Source organism: Glycomyces sp. NRRL B-16210, from assembly GCF_000719515.1.
Lineage (GTDB): Bacteria > Actinomycetota > Actinomycetes > Mycobacteriales > Micromonosporaceae > Glycomyces.
On record NZ_JOGR01000010.1, the window covers coordinates 147347 to 172669 of the forward strand.

Consider the following 25323-nt stretch of genomic DNA (forward strand, 5'->3'; position numbering starts at 1 on the left):
GTCGTCTCCGTCGTCGCGTCGCCCGTGCGGTTACCCGGCCAGCCGTTCGACCGAGTCGCCCCAGCGCTCGTTGAGCTCGGCGAAGAAGCTCGCCTTGTCGCCGTCGGCGGCGCCGCGGGCGACGTCGACGAGCTGCTGGCGGTAGATCGGACCCCACAGGTCGATCTGCGCGTCGCTGGAGACCTCGTTGAGCAGGCCCTCCTCGCCGTCGGGGGCCGCGTTCGTCTCCAGCAGCTCCACGCCGGCCTCGTCGAATCCGGCGAGGTTGACCGGGAGCTCCTTCTCGGCGAGGGTGGAGATCATCCCCTCGGTCTCGGTGAATCCGGAGTCCTCGATGAACCACTTGATCCACGCGTAGGAGGCGGCCTTGGACTCCGAGTGCCTGCTGATGCCGAGGTTGTAGTCGCCGCCGACGATCGAGTACTGCGTGCCGTCGACGTTCGCGGGGAACGCCATGTAGCCGATGTCGTCGGCGGAGGCGCCGTTCTCCTCGGCGGCGGCCTGGATCTGGGAGATCGCCCAGGAGCCGAGGGTCATGGTGGCGATCTTGCCGGTCGCGATGTCGACCTTGGACTGCTCCCAGTTGGTGGTGAGCGGGTCGGCCTCGGTGAGTCCGGCCGCGACCGCGTCGTAGAGGAGCGAGTCGATCGCGTAGACGTCGGAGCCCTCGGTCCACGGCGCCGGGTCCTTCGCCATCTCGGAGGGGGCGTCGGGGTTGGCGGTGACCGCGCCGACGTTGCTGAAGGACTGAGTGAGGGGCCAGCCGTCCTTGTAGTTGGTGTACATCGGAATCGCGTCGGTGTTGTCGCCGATGAGCTCCAGGGCGGCCAGGAACTCCTCGGGCGAGGCGGGCACCTCGGTCACGCCGGCCTCTTCGAAGACCTTCTTGTTGTAGAGGACGCCGTTCGCGTTCCCGCCGATGGCGAGTCCGTACTGCGTCCCCTCGTAGGAGTGGGTGTTGAGGAAGCGGTACTGGTCGGCGAGGTCGGCCTTCTCCCCGAGGGGTTCGAGGAACTGGTCGAACTGGTTCGGCTGCACCGCGCTGGGGATGCCGATGACGTCGCCGTAGCTGGTGGTGCTCAGGCGCGTCTTCATCTCGCCTTCGTAGTCGGTGATGGCCTCGACTTCGACCGAGACGTCCGGGTAGATCTTCGTGAACGCCTCGATGTACTCGTCGAACGCACCGCTCTCGACGAGGTCGGTGCGCCAGGTGATGATCTTGATGTCACCTTCCACCTCGCCGTCGATCGTGTTGGAGGGGTCGTCGGCGCCGCCGTTCGAGCAACCGCTGAGCGCGATCGCCGCGGCGGCGATGGTCGCGACACCGGCCAATGCCTTCTTTGCCATGTTGCTGACTCCTTGTCAGGTTCACCGTTGAACTGGACTCCGCGCGGCCGTTCATACGGAGCCATTCGGAAACGGTAGGTGATGAACCGGTTCAGCACAAGACCCATGTCAACGCTGTCTTGTTATGAAATGGTGATGATCCCCGACTACAAATGGGCATTGAGCTGCGGTTTCAATTATCTGTAGATGGAAGAATATCGCTGGATGTCGAGAAAATGTCCTACGTCGGACATGGGAACGGGACCCGCGACGCGATGCGGTAGTGTCCACTGTGAGAAGGGGGACCGGAGATGACGGTGCAGCAGCGGGCGACGCTCGAGGACGTGGCGCGACTGGCGGGCGTCAGCTCCAAGACCGTCTCGCGGGTCTACACCGATCGCGGGGTCGTCGCCCCCGCGACGGTCGAGCGGGTCCTGATCGCGGCGAAGCGGCTGCGGTTCCGGCCGAACTCCCTGGCCCGCACCCTGCGCCGCGGCGGGGCGACGAACACCATCGGCTTCATCATGGGCGACCTGGAGAACCCGTTCTACCACGGCGTGGCCGCGGGGATCGAGGAGGAGCTGGGCCGCAACGGGCACACCCTCGTGGTCGCCACCACCGGCGACATGCCCGACGGCGAGGAGCGCGTCGTGGACACGCTGCTCGCGCAGCGCATCGGCGCGCTGCTGCTCATCCCGGTCGCCGAGGACCAGTCCTATCTGGAGGGCGAGCGGCACCTGGGCACCCCGGTCGTCGCGATCGACCGCCCGGCCCGCAACCTCGTCGCCGACGCGATCGTGCTCGACAACCGCCAGGGGGCGGCCGCGGCCGCCAGGAGGCTGCTCGAACTCGGGCACCGCCGGATCGGCTACGCGTGCAATCCGGCGGCGGTCTACACGCAGGACGAGCGGGTCCGCGGCTACCGGGAGACCCTGGCCGCGTACGGCGTGGGCGACACGCGGCGGTGGGAGCGGCTGGTGGACGACCGCGCGGCGCCGCCCGAGCGGATCATCGCCGAACTGCTCGGCGGCGAGGACGCGCCGACGGCCGTCATCACCGGGAACAACCGCATGACGGTCGGCGCGCTGCGGGTCCTGCGCGACCTCGACGAGGCCGCCGTGCCGGCCCTGATCGGCTTCGACGACTTCGACACCGCGGACGTGCTCGGGGTGAGCGTGATCGCGTACGACCCGATCGACCTCGGCCGCCGTGCGGCGCGGCTCGCACTCGACCGCATCGGCGAGCCGGTCGGGCTCACCAAGCAGATCGAACTGCCCACGAGGCTCATCGAACGCGGCTCGGGAGAGCGGCCCCCGCCGAGCGCGTTACCGGAGCTGAACCCGTTAAGCCGCAAGTCCCCCGCAACAGATAGGACCGCTCAGTCCGCGTCGGGGATCGGCGTCTGCTGGTACAGGGCCAGCCGCCAGCCGGCGGCGGTGCGCACGTACGTCGAGGACATCAGTGCGACGAACGGAGCGGCGCCCTCACGGGCGGCCCGACCGGTGTAGGTGAGAGCGGCGGCGTCGTCGCCGAGCGGTATGCGGCGCGCGTCGGTGATCTCGTAGCTCGCCCAAGGCGGCGCGTCGCCGAGCGAGGAGACGACTGCCGAGCGGTCCATGGCGACGCCGTGGGCCAAAACCATGCGGCCGTCCGCGGTCATGATCGACCCGTAGAAGTCCGCGCCGGTGCCCTCGCACAGCGAACGCCAGCCGTCGTGCTCGATCCGCAACAACTCGTCGAAGTCGGTCATGGCCCCCAACGTATCGCCAGCGGAGCGCAGGCGGGCCTGGTACGCCTATGAATGCCTGATCCGGTCTCCCGTGGTCGTGAGTGTCCATGTTGGAGGCGGGACCGGACCGGGCGGTGCGGGAGCGCTGCGCCCGACCCGGTCCGGTCCCTGATCGGTCAGGTCCGGGAGTCCTCGCGGAGGTCGGCGAGACCTGAGTTGGTGCCGACGGTCGCGGGCGACGGGGTCAGCACGCGGCGCCGCCTTGGAGGGTGAGCAGGCCGAGGCGGTACGGGAGCTGCGAGTAGCTGCCGCCGGAGTTCGGGTCGCGGCCCTGGTAGAGCAGCTGGAGGTCGCCGGTGTCGAGCGGCATCGTCTGGTCGGCGCCCGACCGCAGCAGCTCGCCGTGGCTGATGTCCGTCGTCCAGGCCCCGCCCGGGAAGGTCACGTTCGCGGCGCCGGCGAACGGCGCGTTCTGGCTCGTCGCCTGCGGGCTCCACTGTCCCTCGATGCCGTCCGCGGTGTAGGAGCGGTAGTAGCGGGCGCCGTCCGAGCCGATCGACTCCCAGATGAGCAGGTAGGTCCCGGTGTCGTCGAGCTTGTAGACCGCGCCGCCCTCGAAGAGGTTGTTCTTGGTGTCCTGCAAGACGATCTGCGTGTTCGTGAAGCCGTTCGGGAACTGCCCCAGGGTCGTCTCCGCCCGGTAGACGTGCCCGTTGTCGTCGGCCGAGAACAGGTGGCACTTCGCGTCGTCGCAGATGACCCAGTAGTCGAGCCAGTGGCCGTCGCCGATGTTGTCGCGGACGATGTCGGGCATCGACTCCTGGAAGTTCCGCGGCGCCGACCAGCTGCCGGGGTCGTTGATGTCCGACGTGGTCGAATACGAGGGCAGGCCGGTCTGGTAGACGAGGTACCACAGCCCGTCGGGCTCGAAGTAGAACACGTGCGGGGCAGCGGCGTACCGGGAGCCGATGTTCGGGTTCGTGTCGAGGAAGGTGTGCGGCGCGGCCGAGGCCTGGCTCCAGTCGTCGAAGCCGGTGTAGGCCAGACTCCAGTTCCCGGCGGTGTTCGCGACGGTGAAGAACACGTGCCACTTCCCGCTCGAATCCTGGACCACCGTCGGGTCCTTGGCCGAGACCACGTTGTGGGAGGCGTCCGGCTTGGGGCCGATGAGCTCCCCCGAGGACTCCCACTGGTAGCTCGTCGGAAGCGCCTGGGCCTCAATTTTGTCCACCTCCTCCGCGGCCTGGGCGGAGGCGGTGAGCGTGCCGGCGGCGAGGGACGCCACCGCGGCGAGCGCCGCGAGCGTCCCGAGGGACCTGGTGCCGAGTGTTCGTCTCATGGAGGGCCTTTCCTTCGATTCCTTCGGTGCTGTTATCGCTCACAGCCGTGAGCGCGTCTCGAAACGTTCGGATTGGGATTCGAAACTTAGATACCTGAAACTATAGATATCCATCAATACCAAGTCAACGTTCCGGACGAACTTGGAACGGGTGGGGCGCTTGTCGTTAGACTGCCGCGATGAGCCCCACCCCTGCCCCCGCTCCCGAAGGTCCCTTGACGATCGCGCAGCTCGCGGCCCTCGCGGGAGTCTCCACCGCCACCGTCTCCAAGGTCGTCAACGGCCGCTCCGACGTCGCCGCCGCGACCCGCGAGCAGGTCGAGGACCTCATCCGGAGCCACGGCTACCGGCGCCAGCGCCGCCCCACGAAGTCGTCGGCGCTCATCGACGTGCTCTTCCACGAGCTGCGCGGCCTCTACGCGATCGAGATCCTCAACGGCGTCGAGGAGGTGGCCCGCGAGCACCGGCTCGGCGTGGTCGTCTCCGAGCTCGGCGGTCGCCACACGCCCGGGCAGGGCTGGATCGAGGACGTGCTCGCCCGCCGCCCGGTCGGCGTGGTCTCCGTGTTCTCCGGGCTCACGGTCGAGCAGAGCGAGCGGCTCTACAGCCGCGACATCCCGCTGGTGCTGCTGGACCCGACCGGCGACCCCGACCACGACGCGCCCTCGGTGGGCGCGAGCAGTTGGAACGGCGGGCTCACGGCGGCGCGGCACCTCGTGGGCCTGGGGCACCGGCGCATCGCGGTCATCACCGGGCCCGACCACATGGAGGCCAGCCGGGCCCGGCTCGACGGCTTCCGCGCCGGTCTGGAGCTCGCGGGCGCCGCCCTGCATCCGGAGCTCGAACGCCACGGGGACTTCATGATCGAGGGCGGGCGCGAGCACGCCCGGGCGCTCCTGCGCCTAGACGACCCGCCGACGGCCGTCTTCGCGTGCAACGACGGCACGGCGGTGGGGGTCTACCACGCCGCGGCGGAGCTGGGCGTGCGCATCCCCGAGGACCTCAGCGTCGTCGGCTTCGACGACCTCCCCGACGCGAAGTGGATGATCCCGCCGCTCACCACGATCCGCCAGCCCCTCAAGGAGATGGGGTCCGCCGCCGCGGACATGGTCGTCGCGCTCGCCTCGGGCGAGCCGCTCGCGCAGCAGCGGCGGGAGCTCGCCACGGCGCTGGTCGTGCGCCGGAGCACCGGCGCTCCGGAGTAGGCGTCAGGGGCGCGAGCGCGAGCCGATGGACTTGATGCCGTTGAGGTGCCCTTCCAGGGCGAGGGCCGCCGCGCCGAGGAGGACCATGTTGCGGCTCTGCTCGTCGAGTTTGACGCGGAGCGCGCCGAGGGCCGATTCGAGCACGTGGTCGCCGAGGCGGGCCTCGAGTTCGGGGAGCAGCGCCTCGCCCAGGACGCTGGAGACCCATCCGGTGAACACCACCAGGTCGGGGTTGACGAGGTTGACGAGGTTGGCGACGCCGATCGCCATATAGCGGGCGGTCGCCTCGACCGTCCGGACCGCGGGCTCCTCGCCGGCCTTCCAGGCGTCGACGAGGGCCTCGATCCCGCTCTCCTGCGTGTCCCATTCGTGCGCGCCGCCGGAGGCCGCGGCCCACTCGCGGAGAATCGCGGGGGCGCCGATGCGGGCCTCGATGCAGCCGCGGCGCCCGCATCGACACACCGGGCCGTCGGCGTCGATGACGGTGTGGCCCCACTCCCCCGCCGAGTTGGTGGCGCCGCGGTAGAGCTTCCCGTCGAAGGCGAGCCCGACGCCGACGCCGGTGCCGAGGACGACGACGGCGAGCCGCTCGACGCCGCGGCCGTCGCCGAACCACAGCTCGCCCGCGGTCACGGTCTTCAGCGAGTTGTCCAGGTAGATGGGCGCTTCGAGGCCGAGCCGTTCGGCCAGCAACTGCTTGAAGGCCACATCGCGCCAGTTCCAGTTGGGGGTGAACACGGAGATGCCCCCGGCGACGTCGACCTGGCCGGGCAGGCTCACGCCGAGGCCGAGGATCTCGCGTCCGGCGAGGCGCCCGCGCAGGTCCGCCATCCCCGAGGCGATGTGGTCCAGCAGCTTCTCGGGGGTGTCCTCGGCCAGGTCCACCTGCTCCTCGATGCGGTGCAGCACTTGCAGTGCGAGGTCGTAGGCCTCGAACTTGACGTAGGTGGTGGCGACGTCCACGCCGATGAGGACCCCGCCTTCGGTGTTGGGCGCCAGCAGCATTCGCGGCCTGCCGCCGCCGGAGTCCTCCCATCCGGCCTCGACCACCACGCCGAGGTCGATCAGCTCCGCGACCAGGTTCGAGACGGTGGCGACGCTGAGGCCGGTCTTCACCGCCAGGTGCGGCCGGGAGGAGGGGTGGTCCGCGAGGAGATGCCTGAGCATCGAAAAACAGTTTCGAAGGCGGATGCCGCGGGAGGAGGACTGCATGGAAGGAAGCCTACGCGGACCGCACCCCTTTGCACATGGGTTGAACGAAGCATCGGGCGCGGTGAGTCGGGGCCGGTGGCGTCCGCGGTCGGGTGCGGGCGCCACCGGTCCAGGGGATGCTTACACGGTCCAGTGCTGGTTGGCGCCGCCGACGCAGTCGTACTGCTGCAAACGGGCGCCGTTCGCGGTCGAGGAGCTGATCACGTCGAGGCACTTGCCCGAGTGCCGGGCCACGATCTCCACGTAGTTGCCGGTGGTGCGCAACTGCCACTGCTGATTGGTGCCGCCGTTGCAGGACCACAGGAGGACCCGGGCGTTGTTCGCCGTCGAGGCGGCGTCCACGTCGAGGCACTTGCCGGAGGCCTGCGAGACGATCCGGTGGTAGCCGCCCCCGGCGTCGATGAGCTCCCACTGCTGGTTGGAGCCGCCGTGGCAGTCGTACTGGATGATCTCCGTCCCGTCGGCCGAGGAGCCGTTCACCACGTCCACGCACTTGCCGGAGTTGCGGCCGCGGATGTCCGTGGCGTCGCTGCCGCTGCCGGTGACCTCGCCGGTCGCGGTGTCGATGGTGACCTGGGAGTGCCAGTCCATGGCGAGCGTCGAGTTCGACGGGAACCACAGCGGCAGCCACACGTAGCCCGACTCGTTCGGCGTGCCGCCCCAGGCGCCGGCCCACCGGTCGCCCATGTACAGATAGGACGTGGTCTGGGAGCCGGCGATCTCGAGCACGTAGGTCGACTGGGAGCCGTAGGTGGTGGCGTCGCCGAGGTTCTGCCAGCCGCTCCACGAGCCCGACGGGAAGTTCGTGGTCGTGGCGTACTTCGTCTGGTTCGGGTTCCAGCCGGTGGCCCCGGAGGTGACCAGGAAGTAGGTGCCGCCGCGCTTGAAGACCGCCGGGGCCTCGCGGTGGTCGCCCACGAACTGGTGCACGAGCGTCTCGACGCGGAGGTAGTCGTCCGAGAGGCGGTAGATGTGCAGGTCGTAGTTCTCCCGGGCCGCCGAGATGAGGTAGGCGGCGCCGTCGGTGTCGACGAAGACGGTGGAGTCGCGCGACATGTGGCCGAGCGGCCGGAACGAGCCCTGGTAGGTGTAATCGCCGTCGATCGTGTCCGAGACGGCCACGGCCACTTCGGCGTCGCCGTAGTCGGAGCCGTTCTCCTTGTGGGCCCACAGGACGTAGTGGTCGTACTCGGCGTTGTAGACGACCTTGGGACGCTCGATGTTCGCCGGGTTCAGGTCGGGATGGGAAGTGCGGGTGAGGATGTCGTTGACGTGGGTCCAGTTGACGAGGTCGGTCGAGCGGTACATGGAGACCGCCTGGAACAGCGAGCCGCCGCTCACGCGCTGCTCGCCGACCATGTAGTAGTAGTTCCCCTCCTTGATGACCCCGCCGCCGTGGGCGTGCATCAGGGAGCCGTTCGTCGTCGTGATCTGGCTGCCGTTGACGAAGGTCTGCGGCGCCGCCTGCGCGGGCGCGACGCCCAGCGCGAGCAGCAGCGACGCCACGGCTCCGAGGAGCGCGGCCTTCCATGCCGTTCTCATGAGGCTCGTACCTTTCCGGTGTGTCGGTTTCGGTCGTGCGAGGGGATCGGAGTGGTTTGAGGGCCGGTGCCGCCCGGGGTCTCGGTCCGGACGGCACCGGCGGGCTTGCGGCTGCGGGTCACGCGCTCCAGTGCTGGTTGGTGCCGCCGACGCAGTCGTACTGCTGCAAGCGGGTCCCGTTCGCGGTCGAGGAGCTGATCACGTCGAGGCACTTGCCGGAGTGCCGGGCCACGATCTCCACGTAGTTGCCGGTGGTGCGCAGTTGCCACTGCTGGTTGGTGCCGCCGTTGCACGTCCACAACAGGATTCGCGCGTTGTTCGCGGTCGAGGCGGCGTCCACGTCGAGGCACTTGCCGGAGGCCTCTGAGACGATCCGGTAGTAGCCGCCGCCCGCGTTCGCGAGTTCCCACTGCTGGTTGGAGCCGCCATGGCAGTCGTACTGGATGATCTCCGCGCCGTTGGCCGAGGAGCCGCCGACCACGTCGACGCACTTGCCCGAGTTGCGGTTGCGGAGGTCTACTGTGGTGCTGCCGCCGCCTCCGATGTCGTCGCCCCAGGCGTACTGGAGGCGGTCGGCGCCGGAGTTGTTGCGCACCGTCAGGTTCAGATTGGCGCCGCTGCCGCTGAGGGCGTACATCGAGTACCAGTCATAGCCGATGCTGCCGGGCTTGCCGCCGATCGCGGGCCAGTAGGTGCCGCCCATGCCGTTGGCGCGCATGACGTCGGTGACGGCGCGGATGTGGTTGACGAAGTTGTCGCCGGTGGTGGCGCTGGCGTAGTTCAGCCCGTTGTCCATGGGGGCGCCGAACTCGGTGACGACCGCGCGCGAGGCGCAGTTGCCCAGGCGGGTCTGGACGTGGCTGCGCCATCCGGCGTAGTCGTTCTCGCCGTAGAAGAACGCGTAGTGGTGGAAGGACAGGAGCGTGCCGTTGAAGCGGGCGTCGTCGCAGATCGGGCGCAGGTCCTGGCTGTAGCCGGTGCCGCCGATGAGGACCCGCCCGGCCGGGGCCGAGAAGTAGACCCGGCTGTTGGAGCCGTACTGGCTGGTGACGGTGGACCACATGGTGTTGAAGGCGGCCATGTTGGTGATGCGCCCGCCCGAGGCCGCGCCGTCCTCCCAGTAGGCGAGGATGACCTTGAAGCCGCGGTCGGTCGCGGCGTCGATGGGTGTTGATCGGGAGGCGGACGGTGTTGGCGCCGACGGTCGAGGCCATGTCGTCGTAGATGGCGTTGGCCTTGGCCCGCACGGTCTCATAACTGTCGGAGGCGCTCAGGCCGTGGAGCACGAGGGGGCCGGTGCTGAAGTTGTCCCCCAGCACCGCCCAGTTCAGGCCCCTGAAGTCGCTGGTGGCGGCGTTCGCGGGCGCGGCGCCCGTCAGCACCGTCGCGGGTACCAGTGCCAGCGAGGCGAGGACGGTGAGCAGGAGGCGGCGCAGGCGGCGCCGGGTCGGTTCGGTGTGTCGTTCGGATCGCATGTTCTCGTCCAGTCTCGTGCGGCGGTGCACGTGGGAGCGGGTGGATTGCGGTGGGTCAGGAGGTGATCCGGAAGGTCGCGTCGGCCCTCCCTCCGGCGTCGGCGATCGGGTCGACGCGGAGGGCGTAGCCGGAGTGGCGCACGTACCGGTCCGGCAGGTTGTGGGAGCGGAACGAGGCCCATGCGGCGTCGGCCAGGCCCGCGGTGCGGTGGAACGTGGCGTCCTGCGCGAACTGCGAGGTGCCGTCGTTCGCGTCGAGGCGCACCGCGTAGTTCGCGTGCCGCAGGTAGCGTCCGGGGAAGTTGACCGATTCGAAGGAGACGCCCGCGGCGTCGGCGAGCCCGGCGACGAGCCGCCAGCGCTGGTCGGCGGGCGGCTCCATCGGGTAGGGGTCGATCCTGGCGAGGTTGCCGGCGTGGCGCACGAAGCGGTCGGGGAAGTTGTGGGACTTGAGCCGGATCCATTGGGGCGCGCCCCAGCGCTGGACCATCGCGTCGCGTTCGGCGGCGGTGACGGGGATGATCCCGGCGTGTTTGGCGCTGATCGGCGCGGTGTAGTCGCGCAGGTTGAGAGCTGTCCACGAGTCACTGTCGATATTGGATGACCGCCAGGCGTAGAACACGGCGTTCGACGGGGCGAAGGAGTCGCCCCAGAGCCAGAAGGTGTCGCCCGCGTTGGACTTGACGAGGATGGGCGCTTCGATGGCGCCGCCTTGGCGCAGCCCACCGGTGATGGTGGTGTAGCTGCCCGGTGCGCCGGTCGTGGAGCGGGCGACGTAGAGGTTGCCGTTGTCGAGGTGCTTGTAGGCGAGGTAGAAGTTGCCGCCATGGGCGAGGACGTCGCCGTCGAGGATGTTGGCGCCGGCGTCGAAGTAGACCTGCGGGCCGCCCATGTCGGTGAAGTCGGCGGTGTAGTTGACCATGAGGACGTCGCGGGTGCCGTTGTGGGCGGAGTAGACCACGCCGTAGCGGTTTCGGGACGGGTCCCAGAAGGCCGTGGGGGCCCAGGTGTGGGTCGGCATGTCGTGCAGGCGGACTCGGCGGTAGCCGGTGAAGCCCGTGAGGTCGGCCGAGTCCCACACGTGCAGGTACTGGTTGTTGAGGTTGAACACGCGCCCGCGCAGGTCGGTGGCGAGGACGGTGAAGCCGCCGGTCTGCTTGCGGATGATGAACGGGTCGCGCAGTCCCCGGGTTCCGGCGGTGGGGGTGGCGACCGGGGCGTTCTGGTTCAGCGGGGTCCAGTCCAGGCCGTCGTCGCTGACGGCCAGGTGCAGGGCGTAGCTGTCGTCGGTCTCGTCGGGGGACTCCTTGAAGTACGCCATCGCGTAGGCGGCGGTGGACTGCGCGGAGGCCGGTCCTGCGGGGAGGGCCGCGGCGGTGGCGGAGGCGAGCGCCGCGGCGAGCATGGTCCTGCGGGATGCCATGGGGGGCCTTTCGGTGTGAGGGGAGGGCGCTCAGGAGACGAGTCGGAAGGTGGCGTCGGCGCGGGCGGTGTCGTCGCCGACGGGGTCGAGTCGCAGCTCGTAGTTGTAGTGGCGGAGGTAGCGGCCTGAGTGGTTGTAGGACTGGAAGGAGCTCCACGAGGAGTTGGCGAGGCCGGCGACCTGGCGGAACGTGGCGTCCTGCGCGAAGGAGGAGGAGCCGTCGTCGGCGGCCAGTGCGAAGTCGAAGTTGCTGTGGCGCAGGAAGTGTCCGGGGTAGTTCACCGATTCGAAGGAGACGGTGCCGGTGCCGGCGAGGCCGGGGAGGACGCGGAAGTGGGCGTCCTGGGCCGGGCTCGGGTTGGGGTCGATGCGCACGTCCATGTTGTAGTGGCGCACGTAGCGGTCCTGGAAGTTGTAGGACTGGAGGCGCTGGTACTGGGCCGTGCCCCAGCGGCCGAGGACGCGGCCGCGTTCGGCGGCGGTGAGGTTGAGGATGAAGCCGTGGCGCTTGTGGGTGCCGCCGAGGTTGTAGCCGGAGACGGTGCGGTAGGAGGAGGCGGTGCCGGGGGCGGTGGTGGCGACGGGCATGTAGCCGCGGCCGGTGGCGTACTGGTCGAGCCACAGGGCCCATTCGTTGCGGTCGTTGAACTTCGCCCACATGGGGCCTTCGACCTGGGTGCTGACGGTGCCGAGGTGGGAGAGGTCGCCGATCGCGTTCCAGCCGCCGATGATCGAGTTGGAGCCTTCGAGGGTGATGTTGCCTTCCTTGGAGGCCCGGTAGTAGCGGTAGGGGCCGGCGTTGGCCTCGATGATCTGGGTGTCGATGAGGCCCTGGTTGCCGGGGCGGTCGATGTAGACCTGCGGGGCGGTGATCGAGCGGAAGTCGCTGGTGCGCGAGTACCAGATGCGGGCCTTCCTGATGCCGTTGAGGGTGGAGTTGGTGGCCCAGTAGAGGACGTAGTTGCCGGCGGAGGAGTCCCAGATCGCTTCGGGGGCCCAGGCGTTGCCCGCGGCGCTGATGGACCCGGCGACGTTGAGCAGGCGCGGGGTGCCCCAGTTGACGAGGTCGGTGGACTCCCACACGACGAGATCGAGGCTGCCGCGGTTGGAGGCGTCGTCCCAGGAGGTGCCGGAGGCGATGCGCAGGTCGGTGGCGACGATCCAGTAGCGGTCGCCTTGGGGCGAGCGCACCAAGATGGGGTCGCGGACGCCGCGGGTGCCGATGGCCGAGCGCAGGACCACGCCCCCGCCGTTGAGGTCGGTCCAGTTGAGGCCGTTGTCGCTGTGGGAGAGGTAGATCTGCTCGCCGTCGGAGGACTCGCCGGTGAAGTGGACCAGCAGGTAGCTGGCGTAGGCGGTCTGCGCGGCGGCGGGCAGGGGCAGGGAGGCGAGCAGCGGGGCTCCGGCGAGCGAGGCGGCGCCGAGGAGGAGGCCCCTGCGTGAGAGCTGTCGGGACATGTGCGTGTGCCTTTCTGGAGGCGTGGATCGAGTTAGCGATCACATAGGGATATCGAGGCGGTTATCCGGCTTGTCGCGATGGGGTGTCGTCCGGCGGTTGCGATCAGGTTCGGTTGTGGCACAAGACCATTGGGTACCGACCGACAACGGGGAGGGCCTGCGCGAGAAGATCGCCCGGCGCACCGCCCACAGTGCCGGTTCCTCTCAAGGTAACGACAACCCATAGAGAAAGTCAAGTGTTTCAATATCTTCTTCCGCTGCGGCCGCACTGGACGGGCGCGCCCTCCCGTTCTCCTGGATCGCCTGCGTCCCGTCCTGAGCTCGCACGAGCCCCGGCCGCGAAGCGCGGCCGGGGTGCTGCCGGTCAGTCGGTCAGGTCCGTGGCCGTCCCGCGGCTATCGCGGGTCCTTGTTGTTGCTGCGCCACTGGGCGACGCGGTAGACGACCGCGGCCACCACCGCGCCCCCGCCGACGACGAGCACTGTCGAGCCCTTGCCGGAGCTGCGGCGCGCCTCCAGCTCTGACACCTGACCGTGGTCGTTTGTTTCGGGTGCGGCGGCCACCGGAGCGGCGAAGAGGAGGACGGCGAAGGCCGCCGCGATGACGGCGGCCGCCGTCCGGCGGGCGACCGAGGCGAATCGATTGCGCATTGTGGAACCTTTCAGGGATTGGGTGAGGGGCGCGAATGCGCCTGACAGGTGCAGACTGCCAGCTCATAGGTCTGAAAGGAAGGATTGAAGACGAGTCCGGATGAAGACTGGACGAAGCGGCGCCGCACCGGATGGAGTCCGGACGGCGCTACGCCGTGGGCATCAGCACGGCGGCCGGTAACGCAGGCTCGGCAGGTGCACACGCCACTCGTCCTCGCTGATGCCCGCCCCCGCCGCGGCGCAGATGACCGCGGCCGCCGCGTCCGGATCGGTCAGCCACCACCGGGCCACCGCATCGCCGCCGGCCCCCGCGAGCATGGTGCCGTCGGCGCTGAAGTCGACCGTGGTGAGCGGGGGCGTCACGCCCGTCACCATCGCGTGGCGCTGCGGGTTCTCGGGGTCGGCGAGGTCCCAGAGGAGGGCGCTGCCGTCGGCGCTCGCCCCGGCCAGGAGGGAGTCGTCCGGGCTGAACGCCACCGTCGCCATCCAGACGTTGTTGCCGCGGAGCACCACCGGTGCCGCACCGTCGAGATCCGCGGCGTCCCAGAGGTACACGTTGCCGTCGTGGCTCGCCGCGGCGATGCGGGTGCCGTCGTGGCTGAACTCCAGGTGCTCGACCGGCTGGGTCGATCCTTCCAGCGGCGCGGTGATCTCGACCAGTTCGTTCGAGGAGGTCGCATCCCAGACCCGCACCGACGTGTCGAAACCGCCGGTGACGAGCACCTCGCCGTCCGGTGCGAACGCGAGCGCACCCAACCACTGGTCGGCGACCTGCTGCACCAGCACCGCATCGGTGCTCTGGTCGAGATCCCACAGTGCGACGGAACCGTCCTCGCCCACGGCGGCGAGCCGGTCGCCGACCGGCGAGAAGACGACTTGGTAGGGCATGGTGTCGAACCCGGACAACGCGGTCGGCTCCGAGTCCAGGCCCTCCAGGTCCCACAGCCAGATCGTGCCCTTCCTGCCGCCGCCGGCCAGGAGGGTCCCGTCGTGGTTGACCGACAGGCTGCCGATGAGGCCGTCGTCCGGATCGGGGGATTCCAACTGCCGCAGCAGTGTCGGGGAGCCGCCGTGTTCGGTGACCTCCCACATCCAGATCGAGCGGTTGCTGGTGGCGGCGACGAACGTGGACGCGTCCGGGAAGAACTCGATGTTGCGGATCGGACCGGTGGCGGCGTTGAGCGTCGTCCCCGGCAGTTGCCAGCGCTCGACCCTGCCGTCGCCGTATCCGGCGAACACCGCCCCGTCGAGCGGGTTGACCGTCAGATGCTGGCCGTTGCCGCTGCTCGGGAGGTGCGAGGGCTTGGCGCCGGTGTCGAGGTTCCACATCCACAGGCCGTCCTGGGCCGAGGCCACGAGGAACGGGCTGCCGGGCAGGAACGCGACCCCGGTCGCCCATCCGGCTTCGGGTCCTTCGAGGATCCGCGGCGGCGAAGGTTCGCCTTCGAGGTCCCAGAGCGCTACCGGGCCGGTCGAGGTCCCGGCGGCGAGCAGCGCACCGTCGGAGCTGAAGGCGACGTCGAGGTGCCGGTCGTATCCGGCGTCAAGGACGGTCGGCGGTGTGGACGCGTCGGCGTCGGCGAGGTCGTGCAGGGCGACTTCGCCGTTCGCGGTCGCGGCCGCCAGTCGGGAGCCGTCGGAGCTGAAGGCGAGGCTGCCGATGTCGGCGCCGGTGCCTTCCAGGAGCAGGGGCGTTCCGGAGAGGTCGAGGTCCTTCCACAGCCAGATCCGCGTGTCGGGACCGGCGGCGGCGACGATCCCGGCCTGCTCGTGGACTGCGACGGCGTTGTAGCCGCTGGTCGAGCCGACCGCCGACGAGGTGAGGCGCGGTGCTTCCGTCGTGGAGACCTCGTGGAGGTGCACTTCGCCGCTTCGCGTGGCGCTGTAGAGCTTGCCGTCGGAGGCGAACGCGACGGTCAGGATCGCGCCGTCGACGCCGGGCAGCGAGGTGGCGAGGAGTTCGGGGTCGTAAGGGTCGGCGGTGTTCCACAGTAGGACGGTCCCGTCCGTGGTCGAGTCCACTGCGGCCGCGGCGAGATCGCCCTCGGGGCCGACCGCCATCCGCAGCACGCTGTCCGCGGCGGGGACCGGCAGGCGCGTGACCGGGGGAATGCCGGTCGCGGAGAGCAGCGCGGACCGCGCGTCGGAGGTGGGGTGGGTCCGGTACGCCGCGACCGCGAGCTGGGCTGCCAAGGCGGGGTCGGCCTCGCGAAGCCGCTCGGCCCGCGCGGCGATCATCCGGGACTCGGCCTGGACGCGTTCGGCTTCGGCGGCGAGCGCGGTGCGCTCGGCGGCGGCGTTCTGGTCCACCACCGTCAGCAGGCTCGCGGCGAGGCCGAGGACCAGACCCGTCACCAGTGCGGTGACGGCGATCTTCCCCCGGCGCGCCCGATTGGCCTTGAGGCGGCTCGCATCGAGGAAGTCGCGCTGCCTCGTCGACAGGTCGGGGTGGGGCCCGAGGGCCTCTTCGAGCGCGGCGATGAGCGCCCGCGGGGCCAGCAGGCGCGCGCGGACGCGCCCGCTCTGGTCCCAGCGTTCGACGAGCCGCTCCATTTCGCTGCGGGCCGCGAGTCGCCGCCGGTCCCGCTCGATCCAGTCGCGCAGCCGCGGCCACGCGTGCAGCACCGCGTCGTGCGCGAGCGACACCTCGTCCCCGTCGCGCACCAGGATCCGCGCCTCGGTCAAGCGGTCGAGCACGGCGTCGGTCGAGGCGTGCCTCGCGCGCAGCGCATCGATGTCGTCGTTCGAGAGCCAGTGGCGGGTGAGCGGGAAGCCGTCCTGGACGCTGACCATGCGGGTCAGAAGCTCCCTCGCGGCCTGCAAGCCGGTGTCGTCGAGGTCCTTGATGGCCTCGTCGGCGGTGCGCTCGACGATGTGGTTGAGGCCGCCGACCTCGGTGTAGTCCGCGGCGGTCATCGCGCGCCGCGATCCGCGCGACCACAGGTCGTGCAGTGCGAGCGCGAGCAGCGGCAGTGCGCTGACCGTCTCCCGGTCGGTCTTCAGGATGTCGTTGAGCAGCAGCGAGACCAGTGCCGGCTCGACGGTCACGTTCACGGCGCGGGCCGGCTCGGCGATGACCGCTCTGAACTGGTCCGGGTTCATCGGGGTCAGCTCGACCCTGCGGCGCAGGCCGATGCCGCCGAGGTAGTCGTCGGCGAGCACTTTCGGGTGGAAGTCCGCGCTGACGACGAGGACCGCGACCAGCGAGGGCTCCGCATCGGCGGTCGCCGCTTGCAGCCGCTCGAGGAACTCGGCCGCCGCGAGGGGGTCGTGGGCCTCGGTCCAGATCTCCTCCAACTGGTCGACCACCAGCAGGCATCGCTCCTGGCCTCTGGCGTCGAGGGCCGTCTCCAGTTCGGCGATCGGGTCGGAGCCGGGGGTCATGTACCGGACCTGCCATGGGCCGGGTTCCGAGAGCTCGGCGGCGAGCACCGGCAAGGCGACGTTGACCAGGGAGGACTTGCCGCTGCCGGAAGGGCCTTCGACCAGCATGGAATGCGATCGGTCCGCGATGCAGGCCCCGACCACCTCGCGCAGTCGCTTGAGCGCCTCGTCCTGCCCGAAGAACCACTTGAGCTCGTCCTTCTCGAACGGGCGCAGGCCCGGATACGGAACGGTCTCACTGCCGCTTCGCTGGCGGGGCGCCCCTTTGGCTCTGAGCACCGCCGCGATCCAGGCGTCCACGACCGGAGGGTCGTCGATGCCGTATCCGACGCGCAGCACCTTCCTGAACGCCTCGAAGTCGTCCGTGGCGTACGGCAGATGCCTGCCGCGGGCGTAGTCGTTCAGCCGTGACCTGGATACGCTGATCTTGTCGATGCGCGCGGTGTCGGAGACCCGCTTCGCGACCGCCTCGTAGGACAGTCCGGACTGCTCGTGGAGTGCTTCGAACGCGGCGGCGAACTCGGCCTGCGTCTGGATTGCTTCAAGATCGATATCGGGCGCGAGCCGGGGCGGTTCGGTCATGGGTCTCCCATGGTCGGGGGTCGGCGTCCGCAGGACGCCAGTATCCACCCCTCATGTCCACTTGGGAACGAACCTGTCCGGTACCCGACACCGGGCGTTCTGCCGCTCGCCTTGCCGATCCGGCGGGCGCCGGCCCTTGTTTCGGGGCCGGCGTTGCGGGTTCAGGTTTTGGTGCCTAGGCGCCAGTCTGCGGCGGCGTCCTGGCGGCGCCAGAACTCGGCGAACCTGCCTCCAGCGTCGAGCAGCTCGTCGACCGGCCCGTCCTCCACGATGCGGCCCTCCTCGATGAAGACCACCCGGTCGACGTGGCGGATGCTCGCGAGGCGGTGCGCGACGATGACCCGCGTCCGGCCCAGGCGGTCGGCGGCCACCGCGGCGGCGACCGCGGCCTCGTTCTCGGTGTCGAGCGCGCTCGTGGCCTCGTCGACCAGCAGCAGCGGGGCCGGTTTGAGCAGCGCCCGGGCGATCGAGACGCGTTGGCGCTCACCGCCGGAGAGGGCGGTGCCGGCCTCGCCGACGCGGGTGTCCCAGCCGTCGGGCAGGCGCCGCACGATCGTGTCCACGCGGGCGAGCCGGGCCGCCTCGTCGACGTCCCCGGCGTCCGTCAGAAGGTTCTCGCGGATCGTGCCGTCGAACAGGTACGGGTGCTGGAAGACCATGCTCACCAGCGAGCGCCGGTCGTCCGCGGTGAGCTCGGCGGTGTCCTCGCCGTTGACGAGGATGCGGCCGGAGGTCGGCTCGTGCAGCCCCGCGAGCAGCGCGAGCACTGTGGACTTCCCGGAGCCGGACGGGCCGACGATCGCCGTGGCCGTCCCCGCCTCCAGCGTCAGGTCGAAGCCGTCGAGCACCGGCGGATCGGCCGGCGCGTAGCGGAAACCGACGCCCCGCAGCTCGACGCGGGCGGAGCCGGTCGCCGCGGCGCGCGCCGTCCCCGATCCGGTCCGCGGCGCCTGGAGCACCGTGCGGATGCGGCGCAGCGCGCCGACCGTGGACTCCACGCCGCCGCTGAGTTCGGCGAGAGCGGTGAACGGTTCGAGGTAGCGGACGATGACGACGATGAGCGCGACCGCCTCCGGCGCCGTCAGGTCCCCGTTCGCGGCGAGGGCGACCGTGGTGCCCGCCAACAGGAGCAGGGCCAGCTGGCTCGCGACGCTGAAGAGGATCTGCCCGGGCACCTGCATCGTCAGCAGCCGCACGGTCGCGCCGTGCTGGCGGTCCAGCGCCGCGCCCACCTCGCTGCGCTCGGGGTCGACGCGGCGGGCGGCGCGGAGCGCGTGCTGGGTGCGGGCGAACTCCACGAGCCGCTCGGTCAGCGCGCTGTTGGCCCGGGCCGCGGCGCGATCGGCCGCGCGCCCGATGCGCCCGGAGGCCCAGTAGGCCCCCAGCAGCACCGGGATGCCGACGAGGGCCGCGAGGGCGAGCTGCCACGAGACGGCCAGCAGCGCGAGCGCGATGGCCACGGGCAGCGCGACGGCGCTGAGCAGCGGCGTGACGAGGTAGATCACCAGGCCCACCAGGTCCGGACCGGTCGAGGCGATCGCCTGCCGGGCGGTGGCGGTGTTCGCGGCGTCGAACCAGGTCAGCCGCGTCCGCGCCACCTGGTCGGCGACCTGGTGCTGGCCGGTGTCCAGCAGCGCGAACCCGAGGTCGAACCCGATCGCGGTCACGGCCCAGTCGACCGCCCAGCCCGCCGCGATGGCCGCGGCCAGCAGCGCCATCCACGGCCAGGCGCGTTCGGGGTCGGGCCCGAACAGCGCCGCGACGAGCGGGACGAGGAGCACGGCCGAGACCGCGCGCAGCGCGACGCTCAGCAGGGTCAGGCCCAAGTGCGCGGTGACGCGGCCGCGCTGGGGCAGCAGCGTGAGCAGGGTGCGGATCATCGGTGCTCCTCAGTGGTCGCGAGCGCGGGCGCGGACGAGCCGTCGGCGTCCCACAACCGGCGGTAGTCGCCGCCGCCGGCCAGCAGCTCGGTGTGGGTGCCGGTCTCGGCGATCCTGCCGCGGTCGAGCACGACGATCCGGTCGGCGCCGGTGACGGTGCGCAGCCGGTGCGCGATGACCAGGACGGTGCGCCCGGCGGTGAGCCGGCTCAGCGCCCGCTGCACGTGGTACTCGGACTCGGGGTCGGCGAACGCGGTGGCCTCGTCGAGGACGAGCACGGGCGTCTCGGCGAGCATCGCCCGAGCGATCGTCAGCCGCTGCCGCTCACCGCCGGACAGCGCCGCGTCGGGGCCGAGGACGGTGCCGTAGCCGTTCGGCAGGCGCGTGATGCGCTCGTGGATCTGCGCGTCCCGCGCGGCCCGCTCGACCTGCTCGTCGGTCGCGTCGGGCACGGCGAGCGCGATGTTGTCGCGGACGGTGCCGTGCACGAGGTGGACCTGCTGGAACACGAAGCCCACCTGCGTGTACAGCTCGTCGGGGGTGAGTTCGCGAAGGTCGCGCCCGTTGATGCGGATGGCGCCGGCGCCGACGTCGTGGAAGCGGGCGAGCAGGGCCGCGAGGGTCGACTTGCCGGACCCGGAGGGCCCGACGAGCGCGGTGACCGTGCCCGGTTCCAAAGTGAGCGTGATGTCCTGGAGCACCGGGACGTTCGGGCGGTAGGAGAAGCCGACGCGGTCGAACTCCACAGTGCCTGCTGAAACTTCACCTTTTGAGACCTCGGTGCCGTTCTGAGCGCGAGGGGCCGTCTCCAGTTCTCGCTCTTCGAGGGTCACCTGGAGGCGCCGCGCCGCGAGCAGGCCCGAGCGCAGGCCCGACAGCCCGTAGCCGATGCCGAGCAGCCGGGCCCCGAAGGTGGTGCCGAGCAGCAGGAACGGCAGCAGTGCGACCGGGTCCATGGAACCGGTCGTCACCAGCAGGGTCCCGAAGGCGACGATCAGGAGCAGGAACGTGGCGGGCCTGGTCGCGAGGTCCATGATGGTCTTCTGGCGGGTGAACGGGCGCTGCCAGGCGTTGAGGAAGGCGATGTACTCCCCCAGGCGGGCGCGGAAGGTCGAGGACGCCGCGCCGCCGAAGACGCGGATCACCGGCTGCCCCTCCAGGTAGCCGCCGGCCTCGCCGTTCATCCGCTCGGCCCAGCGCAGCGCCTGGGAGGTCTTCGCCCGCGACTGCACCGCCATCACCGACATCGACAGGACGTAGACGAGGATCGGGACGAACAGCACGAGCGCGATCCGCCAGTCCACCGCGAACAGGTAGACGAGCACGGCCACGGGCGCGACCACGGCGGCGACGGCGTCGGGCACGGCATGGGTGACGAGATAGTGCAGCGCGAGCGTGTCGTCCTGCACGAGCTGCTTGACCTGGCCGGAGGTCCGGGCGTCGAACCACCCGAGCGGCAGCCGCGCGAGCTTGTCGAGCATCCGGCGGCGCACGTCCTGCTCGAACCGGGCGTCGACCGCGTGGAGCCACAGCAGCATGAGCGAGGAGAGCAGCGCCCCGGCGCCCATGAGCCCCACCGCCCACGCGCCGAGCGCCCACAGCCGCTCCTCCCCCGCGATGACGCGGCGGGCGAGTTCGACGAGCAGGAAGAACGGCGCGAGCTGGACCAGGGTGACGAGCCCTTGGACGACGCCCGCGGCGATGAGCGCCGAGCGAAGCGGGGCCAGGAGGCGCCCGCCCGCCTGCGAGCGCCACGCGACCTGCCGGTCCCGCGGCGGTTCGGGAGCCTCCGGAGGTGCGGCGGCGGGAGCTTCCTCGGGCTCGGGCTCCTCGGACTGGGCGCGGAGCTTGCCCATGGCACGGCCGTACATCCAGTAGGCCTGCTGGTGCAGTTCGGTCTTGGGGAAGCCGAACTCGTCCCGCAGGCGGGTGCGGACGTGTTTGAGCGTTCCCGATTCGGTTGCGGCCCAGGCATACCAGTCGGACCAGTCGCGGTCCTCGATGGCGGCGGCGAGGGACTGCGGACCGCGGCGCGGCACCCAGTGGGTGCGCAGGCGCGGGTGGCCCGGGACGGGGATCGCCCAGTCGTCCTCGTCGTGCTCCTCCAGGTACAGCTCCACGGGCACCTCGGGCGGGACCGTGCGGAGGATGGCGCTGATCGCCGGGATCGAGGCCGAGTCGCCGACGAGCAGGTACCCGGCGGGCAGCTCCTCGGGCAGTTCGAACTTCGAGGAGCCGAGCGAGGTCAGCGCGATCCGGTCCCCCGGCCGGGCGGCGACCGCCCACGCGCACGCCGGGCCGGCCGGCTCGTGCAGGACCACGTCGACGGCGAACGTCCCGGCGGCCTCGTCGGCGGCGCTGATCGTGTAGGCCCGCTGGTGCTCGACGTCCTTCCCGTCCGGGTCGGGGAACCAGAACCGCAGCCAGGCGGTCGGCGCCGCTTCGGCGTCCCCGAAGAGCGTGGGCGAGGAGAGGTGGACGCGCAGGAAGTTCGGGGCAAGCCGCTCCGTCCCGGTCACGGTCGCCTCGTGGTCGCGCGCGCCGAAGCCGCGCATCACGGCGCCTTGGAAGCCTCGCTTGGCCATCAGTGGTCCTCCCCTTCGGACGCGAGGTCCCCGATGACCGCCGCGACCGACCGGCCGGGCGGGGCGGCGCCCACGAGGCCGCGCACGGCCGCGGTGAGCACCAGTCGCACGTACTGCGTCGAGTCGACCTCGGGGAGGCTGCGGTACGCCGATCCGAGTTCGGCGTCGGCGGCGAGGTCGCCGGCGACGCGTTCGCGCTGGCCGCCGATCTCGTCGTTGCGGTCGCGCTGGGCGTCTTCGGCGGCGGCGTAGCCGATGGCGATCGAGGCGACCGCCCCGGAGACCATGATCGCGGCGTCCGCGCCGTACCCGCGCCGCGCCAGCGCGCGGACCTCGTCGGACAGCAGGCGCCGCCCGGCCGTGCCGCGCGGGAAGAGGACCTGGAGGTAGGAGGCGAGGCCGGGCCGGGCGAGCGCGTGCTCCCGCAGTTGGAGCCCGAAGTCGCGCAGGTGCGCCACGACGCCCTGGTCGGGGTCGTCGCGCAGTTGCAGGTCGTCGAGCAGGCTCTCGCCGACGAGCCGTTCGAGTTCCCACTTGCCCTCGACGTGCCGGTAGAGCGCCGCCGGGGTGACGCCGAGGGCGCTCGCGACCGCGTTCATGCTCAGCTCCCGCATTCCGACGGCCCGTCCCGCGCGCACGATGTCGGTCCGCTCGATCTGCCTGGGGCGACCGCCGATCCGTCCCGCCATGCTCGGTTCCCCTCAAAGTTAATACCAGTAACTAAGGGAACCCTAACTTCTAGGGGGGTGGAAGACAAGCGTGATCCAGGACTCAGCGCCGTCGGCTTCAGTCGACGAGCCCGCGGAAGATGAGCGTGACGATCTCCGGGAGCACCTCGGTGAGGTCGGCGTCGAGGTCGCGCTGGACCTCGGTGGTGGCCATGTAGAGCAGGGCGTCGACGAGGCCGGCCGCGACGTGCAGCGGCATGGGCCGGAAGACGCCCTGGTCCATGCCGGCCTTGAGGACGCCGCGCAGCAGCGCGGTGTCCTCATCGGTTCCGGTGAGGTAGAGCGGGACGCCGTCCTCGCCGCGGTGCGAGATCACGATCTCGGTGCCGGCCGCGATGTCGGCCCGGTGGCCGTCGACGTACGCGAGGTGGGCCTCGACGTAGGCGCGCAGCCGCGCCTCGGGCTCCTCGTGGGCGGCCACGGCCTTCTCCAGCAGCTCCTCCAGCGCGGTGAAGACGCGGTCGACCACGTGCAGCAGCAGGTGGTCCTTCGACGCGAAGTAGTACACGATCGCGCTCTTGGCGACCCCCGCGCGGCGGGCGATCGCCGCGAGCGAGGCGCGCGGGTAGCCGAGGTCGTTCACGGTGTCGATCGCGGCCTGCACGATCTGGGCGCGGCGCGCGTTCTCCGTGAACGTCGGATCAGTCAATGCGGACATGCCCTCCATCATCCCCGAGGCCCTCGGCGAACTCGTCGATCAGGCCCGGCGCCGCCTGCGCCGCGAAGCCGACCGCCTCCCCCGCGGCGACGTCGGGGGCCTCGTAGGCGCTCCACCCGGCCGCGGTCATCGCCGACACCGTGCTCAGCCCGAGCCGCCGTTGCAGGATCGACTGGCGCACCGCGATCGTGCTCACCGCGTCGCAGCGCAGCGCGGAGGTCGTGCGGCTCATCAGGCCCGAACGCACCACGAGGTACTCGCCGGCGATCGCGTGCCCGAGCGCCAGGTAGGCGAACACGGCGCCCGACAGCGCGAGGGGCCACAGCCCGAACGCGGCCCACAGGACCCACGGCGACGCGCTCCCCGAGGCGACCGGCACCGCGACGGCGGCAGGGGGGACCATGCCGATCGCGGTCGCCCACCACAGGCGGCGGCGCAGCGCGGCGCGCGGGTGGCGCGGGAGCGGCGCGTCGAGCGGGCAGGGGTCGCCGAGCACGCGCGCGGCGACTCGCCGGGCGACGCGGACCGGGCCGCGCGGCAGGATCGCGGTGGGCTGCTCCATGTCCCACACGCTCAGGCCCGTGGTGATGACGTTGGTGTCGGCCATGCCCATCCAGCGCCACAGCAGCGGCTCGCCGATCGAGAGGCCGCGCAGGCGCGCCTCGTCGCGGTTGACCTCGCGGGTGCTGAACAGGCCGCGTCTGGTGCGCAGGTGGGTGCTGCCGCCCGTGCGCACCCGGGCGAGTTCGAACTTCCAGTACGCGGTGAAGAAGTTGACGCCCATGCCGATCGCGCCGACGGCCCCGCCGACGACGAGCACGGCGACGGTGACGCCGAGCCAGCCGAGGGCGTCCCAGTCGGCGGCGCGCGAGGCGGCGCCGTAGAGGTCGACGCCGAAGGTCGAGACGAGCCAGAACAGGCCCCACAGCAGGCCGGCGGCCATGAGGTACGCCCAGACGCTGAACATGTTGTAGACGACCCACCAGGGGCGGAGGGTCGCGAGCACCTCGGCGTCCGGTTCGGTGTCAGCGTTCTCGGCCGCGGGCGCGGCGAGGCCGAGCAGTTCGCGCCGGAGCCGCGCGGCGTCGTCCTTGGACAGGGCGTCGAGCAGCAGCGCGGCCTCGCCGGCGCCGTTCTGCTGGCCGGCGCCGACGGTGACGACGCGGAGCCCGGCCGCCCGGTGCCGGAGCTTGGCGTGGGTGTCCACGCTGCGGATGCGGTCGAGGTGCACGGTGCGGTGGCGCCGCACGAAGGCGCCGGTGCGGCGCTGGATCTCGGTTTCGGTGACGCGGTAGCTCGTGAACGCCCACCGCACGATGTCGGTCACGGCCCCGAGGCCGCCGAACAGGGCGACCAGCAGCAGTGGCCACAGGGTCGACAGGGTCGGTTCGACGTCGAAGAATCCGACGGCGACCACGCCCGGGGCCAGGGACAGGACGGTCTTGGCGAGGTCGACCCAAACCACTCGGACGCTCAGCCGCCGCCACGGCTGCTCGGCCGGGTCGGTGTCGGTCGGGGCGGTGATCGCGGCGTCGTCGGTCGGGGCGCTCATGTGGCGTCTCCTTCGGCGAGTTCGGCGACCATCGCCAGGCGCTTGGCGGCCTCCTCGGCGGTGCGCCGGTCGAGCCCGCGGATGCTCACGGCGCCATAGGAGGAGGCGGTGGTCACCCGCAGTGTGGACAGACCCAGCAGTTGCTCGAAGGGGCCGCGCACGGCGTCGACGGTCTGGATCCGGGAGGTCGGCGCGACCCGCCATTCCTGGACCAGCCACCCGCTCGAGGCGTAGGTCGCGCGTTCGGTGATCTCCCAGCGGTGCACCCGGTAGCGCCACCACGGCTCCACGAGCAGCCGGGCGGCCAGGACCGCGCTCGCGGCGACGATCGGCGCGACGAGCCAGACGCGGGCGGGTTCCCAAACGGCGTAGGAGACGACGAGCGCCGCGAGCACCGGGCCCCAGCGGGACAGGGCTCGCAGCATCCACCACGCCACCGCGCGCCGTTCGATCCGCAGCCGCGGGGCGCGGATCGCGATCGCTTCCGCCTCAACCGATGTCATGATCTCCGACTCCAACCTTCAACGGCCGACCGAGCGTCGGTCGGTGGCGTGATCGGTCGGGGACGGGTCGAGGTGAGCCACGGCGTTCGCAA

At 70.9% G+C, this 25323-nt stretch carries 17 protein-coding genes and 1 pseudogene; 2 read left to right on the forward strand and 16 right to left on the reverse strand.

Annotated elements, in window-relative coordinates; translation table 11 throughout:
* Positions 1 to 30 precede the first annotated feature (30 nt).
* Complete coding sequence (locus IF12_RS0114880) at positions 31 to 1347, reverse strand: ABC transporter substrate-binding protein (RefSeq protein ID WP_030159656.1); 1317 nt, start codon at positions 1345 to 1347, stop codon at positions 31 to 33.
* A 290-nt stretch (positions 1348 to 1637) separates the two neighbouring features.
* Here IF12_RS0114880 and IF12_RS0114885 point away from each other — a divergent pair.
* Positions 1638 to 2615: pseudogene (locus IF12_RS0114885) on the forward strand (LacI family DNA-binding transcriptional regulator); the annotation flags it as partial.
* A gap of 89 nt (positions 2616 to 2704) precedes the next feature.
* On the opposite strand, the gene IF12_RS26670 reads toward IF12_RS0114885, so the two are convergent.
* Positions 2705 to 3076, reverse strand: a complete 372-nt coding sequence (locus tag IF12_RS26670) for a nuclear transport factor 2 family protein (RefSeq protein ID WP_081913621.1) — start codon at positions 3074 to 3076, stop codon at positions 2705 to 2707.
* A 223-nt stretch (positions 3077 to 3299) separates the two neighbouring features.
* Positions 3300 to 4394: a non-reducing end alpha-L-arabinofuranosidase family hydrolase gene (locus IF12_RS0114890; protein WP_081913622.1), complete on the reverse strand. Its 1095-nt coding sequence runs from the start codon at positions 4392 to 4394 to the stop codon at positions 3300 to 3302.
* Between the two features lie 179 nt (positions 4395 to 4573).
* On the opposite strand from IF12_RS0114890, the gene IF12_RS0114895 reads away from it, so the two are divergent.
* Positions 4574 to 5599: a LacI family DNA-binding transcriptional regulator gene (locus IF12_RS0114895; protein ID WP_030159662.1), complete on the forward strand. Its 1026-nt coding sequence runs from the start codon at positions 4574 to 4576 to the stop codon at positions 5597 to 5599.
* Between the two features lie 3 nt (positions 5600 to 5602).
* Here the strand turns inward: IF12_RS0114895 and IF12_RS0114900 are convergent, their stop codons facing one another.
* The 13 genes from IF12_RS0114900 to IF12_RS0114960 all read right to left on the reverse strand — a co-directional run bounded on the left by IF12_RS0114900 (position 5603) and on the right by IF12_RS0114960 (position 25231).
* Complete coding sequence (locus tag IF12_RS0114900; RefSeq protein ID WP_166659601.1) at positions 5603 to 6766, reverse strand: ROK family protein; 1164 nt, start codon at positions 6764 to 6766, stop codon at positions 5603 to 5605.
* Positions 6767 to 6931: 165 nt separating this feature from the next.
* Complete coding sequence (locus IF12_RS0114905; protein WP_030159665.1) at positions 6932 to 8353, reverse strand: RICIN domain-containing protein; 1422 nt, start codon at positions 8351 to 8353, stop codon at positions 6932 to 6934.
* A gap of 118 nt (positions 8354 to 8471) precedes the next feature.
* Positions 8472 to 9434: an RICIN domain-containing protein gene (locus tag IF12_RS23145; RefSeq protein WP_197034737.1), complete on the reverse strand. Its 963-nt coding sequence runs from the start codon at positions 9432 to 9434 to the stop codon at positions 8472 to 8474.
* 449 nt (positions 9435 to 9883) lie between these two features.
* Positions 9884 to 11251, reverse strand: coding sequence for a glycoside hydrolase family 43 protein (locus IF12_RS0114915; RefSeq protein ID WP_030159666.1), 1368 nt, complete (start codon positions 11249 to 11251; stop codon positions 9884 to 9886).
* A 30-nt stretch (positions 11252 to 11281) separates the two neighbouring features.
* The gene (locus IF12_RS0114920) at positions 11282 to 12709 is read right to left on the reverse strand and encodes a glycoside hydrolase family 43 protein (RefSeq protein WP_030159667.1); all 1428 of its coding nucleotides are present in this window, start codon (positions 12707 to 12709) and stop codon (positions 11282 to 11284) included.
* Positions 12710 to 13104: 395 nt separating this feature from the next.
* Positions 13105 to 13359, reverse strand: a complete 255-nt coding sequence (locus tag IF12_RS0114925) for a hypothetical protein (RefSeq protein ID WP_030159668.1) — start codon at positions 13357 to 13359, stop codon at positions 13105 to 13107.
* 162 nt (positions 13360 to 13521) lie between these two features.
* On the reverse strand, positions 13522 to 17325 hold the full coding sequence (locus IF12_RS0114930) for a hypothetical protein (RefSeq protein WP_030159669.1): 3804 nt from the start codon (positions 17323 to 17325) through the stop codon (positions 13522 to 13524).
* Between the two features lie 161 nt (positions 17326 to 17486).
* Complete coding sequence (locus tag IF12_RS0114935) at positions 17487 to 19205, reverse strand: ABC transporter ATP-binding protein (protein ID WP_030159670.1); 1719 nt, start codon at positions 19203 to 19205, stop codon at positions 17487 to 17489.
* The gene (locus IF12_RS0114940; protein ID WP_030159671.1) at positions 19202 to 21790 is read right to left on the reverse strand and encodes an ABC transporter ATP-binding protein/permease; all 2589 of its coding nucleotides are present in this window, start codon (positions 21788 to 21790) and stop codon (positions 19202 to 19204) included. The genes IF12_RS0114935 and IF12_RS0114940 overlap by 4 nt, the downstream gene beginning before the upstream one ends.
* Complete coding sequence (locus IF12_RS0114945) at positions 21790 to 22479, reverse strand: TetR family transcriptional regulator (RefSeq protein ID WP_030159673.1); 690 nt, start codon at positions 22477 to 22479, stop codon at positions 21790 to 21792. The genes IF12_RS0114940 and IF12_RS0114945 overlap by 1 nt, the downstream gene beginning before the upstream one ends.
* Before the next feature lie 97 nt (positions 22480 to 22576).
* A complete protein-coding gene (locus IF12_RS0114950; RefSeq protein ID WP_166659602.1) occupies positions 22577 to 23176 on the reverse strand; it encodes a TetR/AcrR family transcriptional regulator in 600 nt (199 codons plus the stop codon).
* Positions 23160 to 24728, reverse strand: coding sequence for a PH domain-containing protein (locus IF12_RS0114955; RefSeq protein WP_051704425.1), 1569 nt, complete (start codon positions 24726 to 24728; stop codon positions 23160 to 23162). Before IF12_RS0114955 ends, IF12_RS0114950 begins: the two co-directional genes overlap by 17 nt.
* Complete coding sequence (locus IF12_RS0114960; RefSeq protein ID WP_030159679.1) at positions 24725 to 25231, reverse strand: PH domain-containing protein; 507 nt, start codon at positions 25229 to 25231, stop codon at positions 24725 to 24727. The genes IF12_RS0114955 and IF12_RS0114960 overlap by 4 nt, the downstream gene beginning before the upstream one ends.
* Positions 25232 to 25323 lie beyond the last annotated feature (92 nt).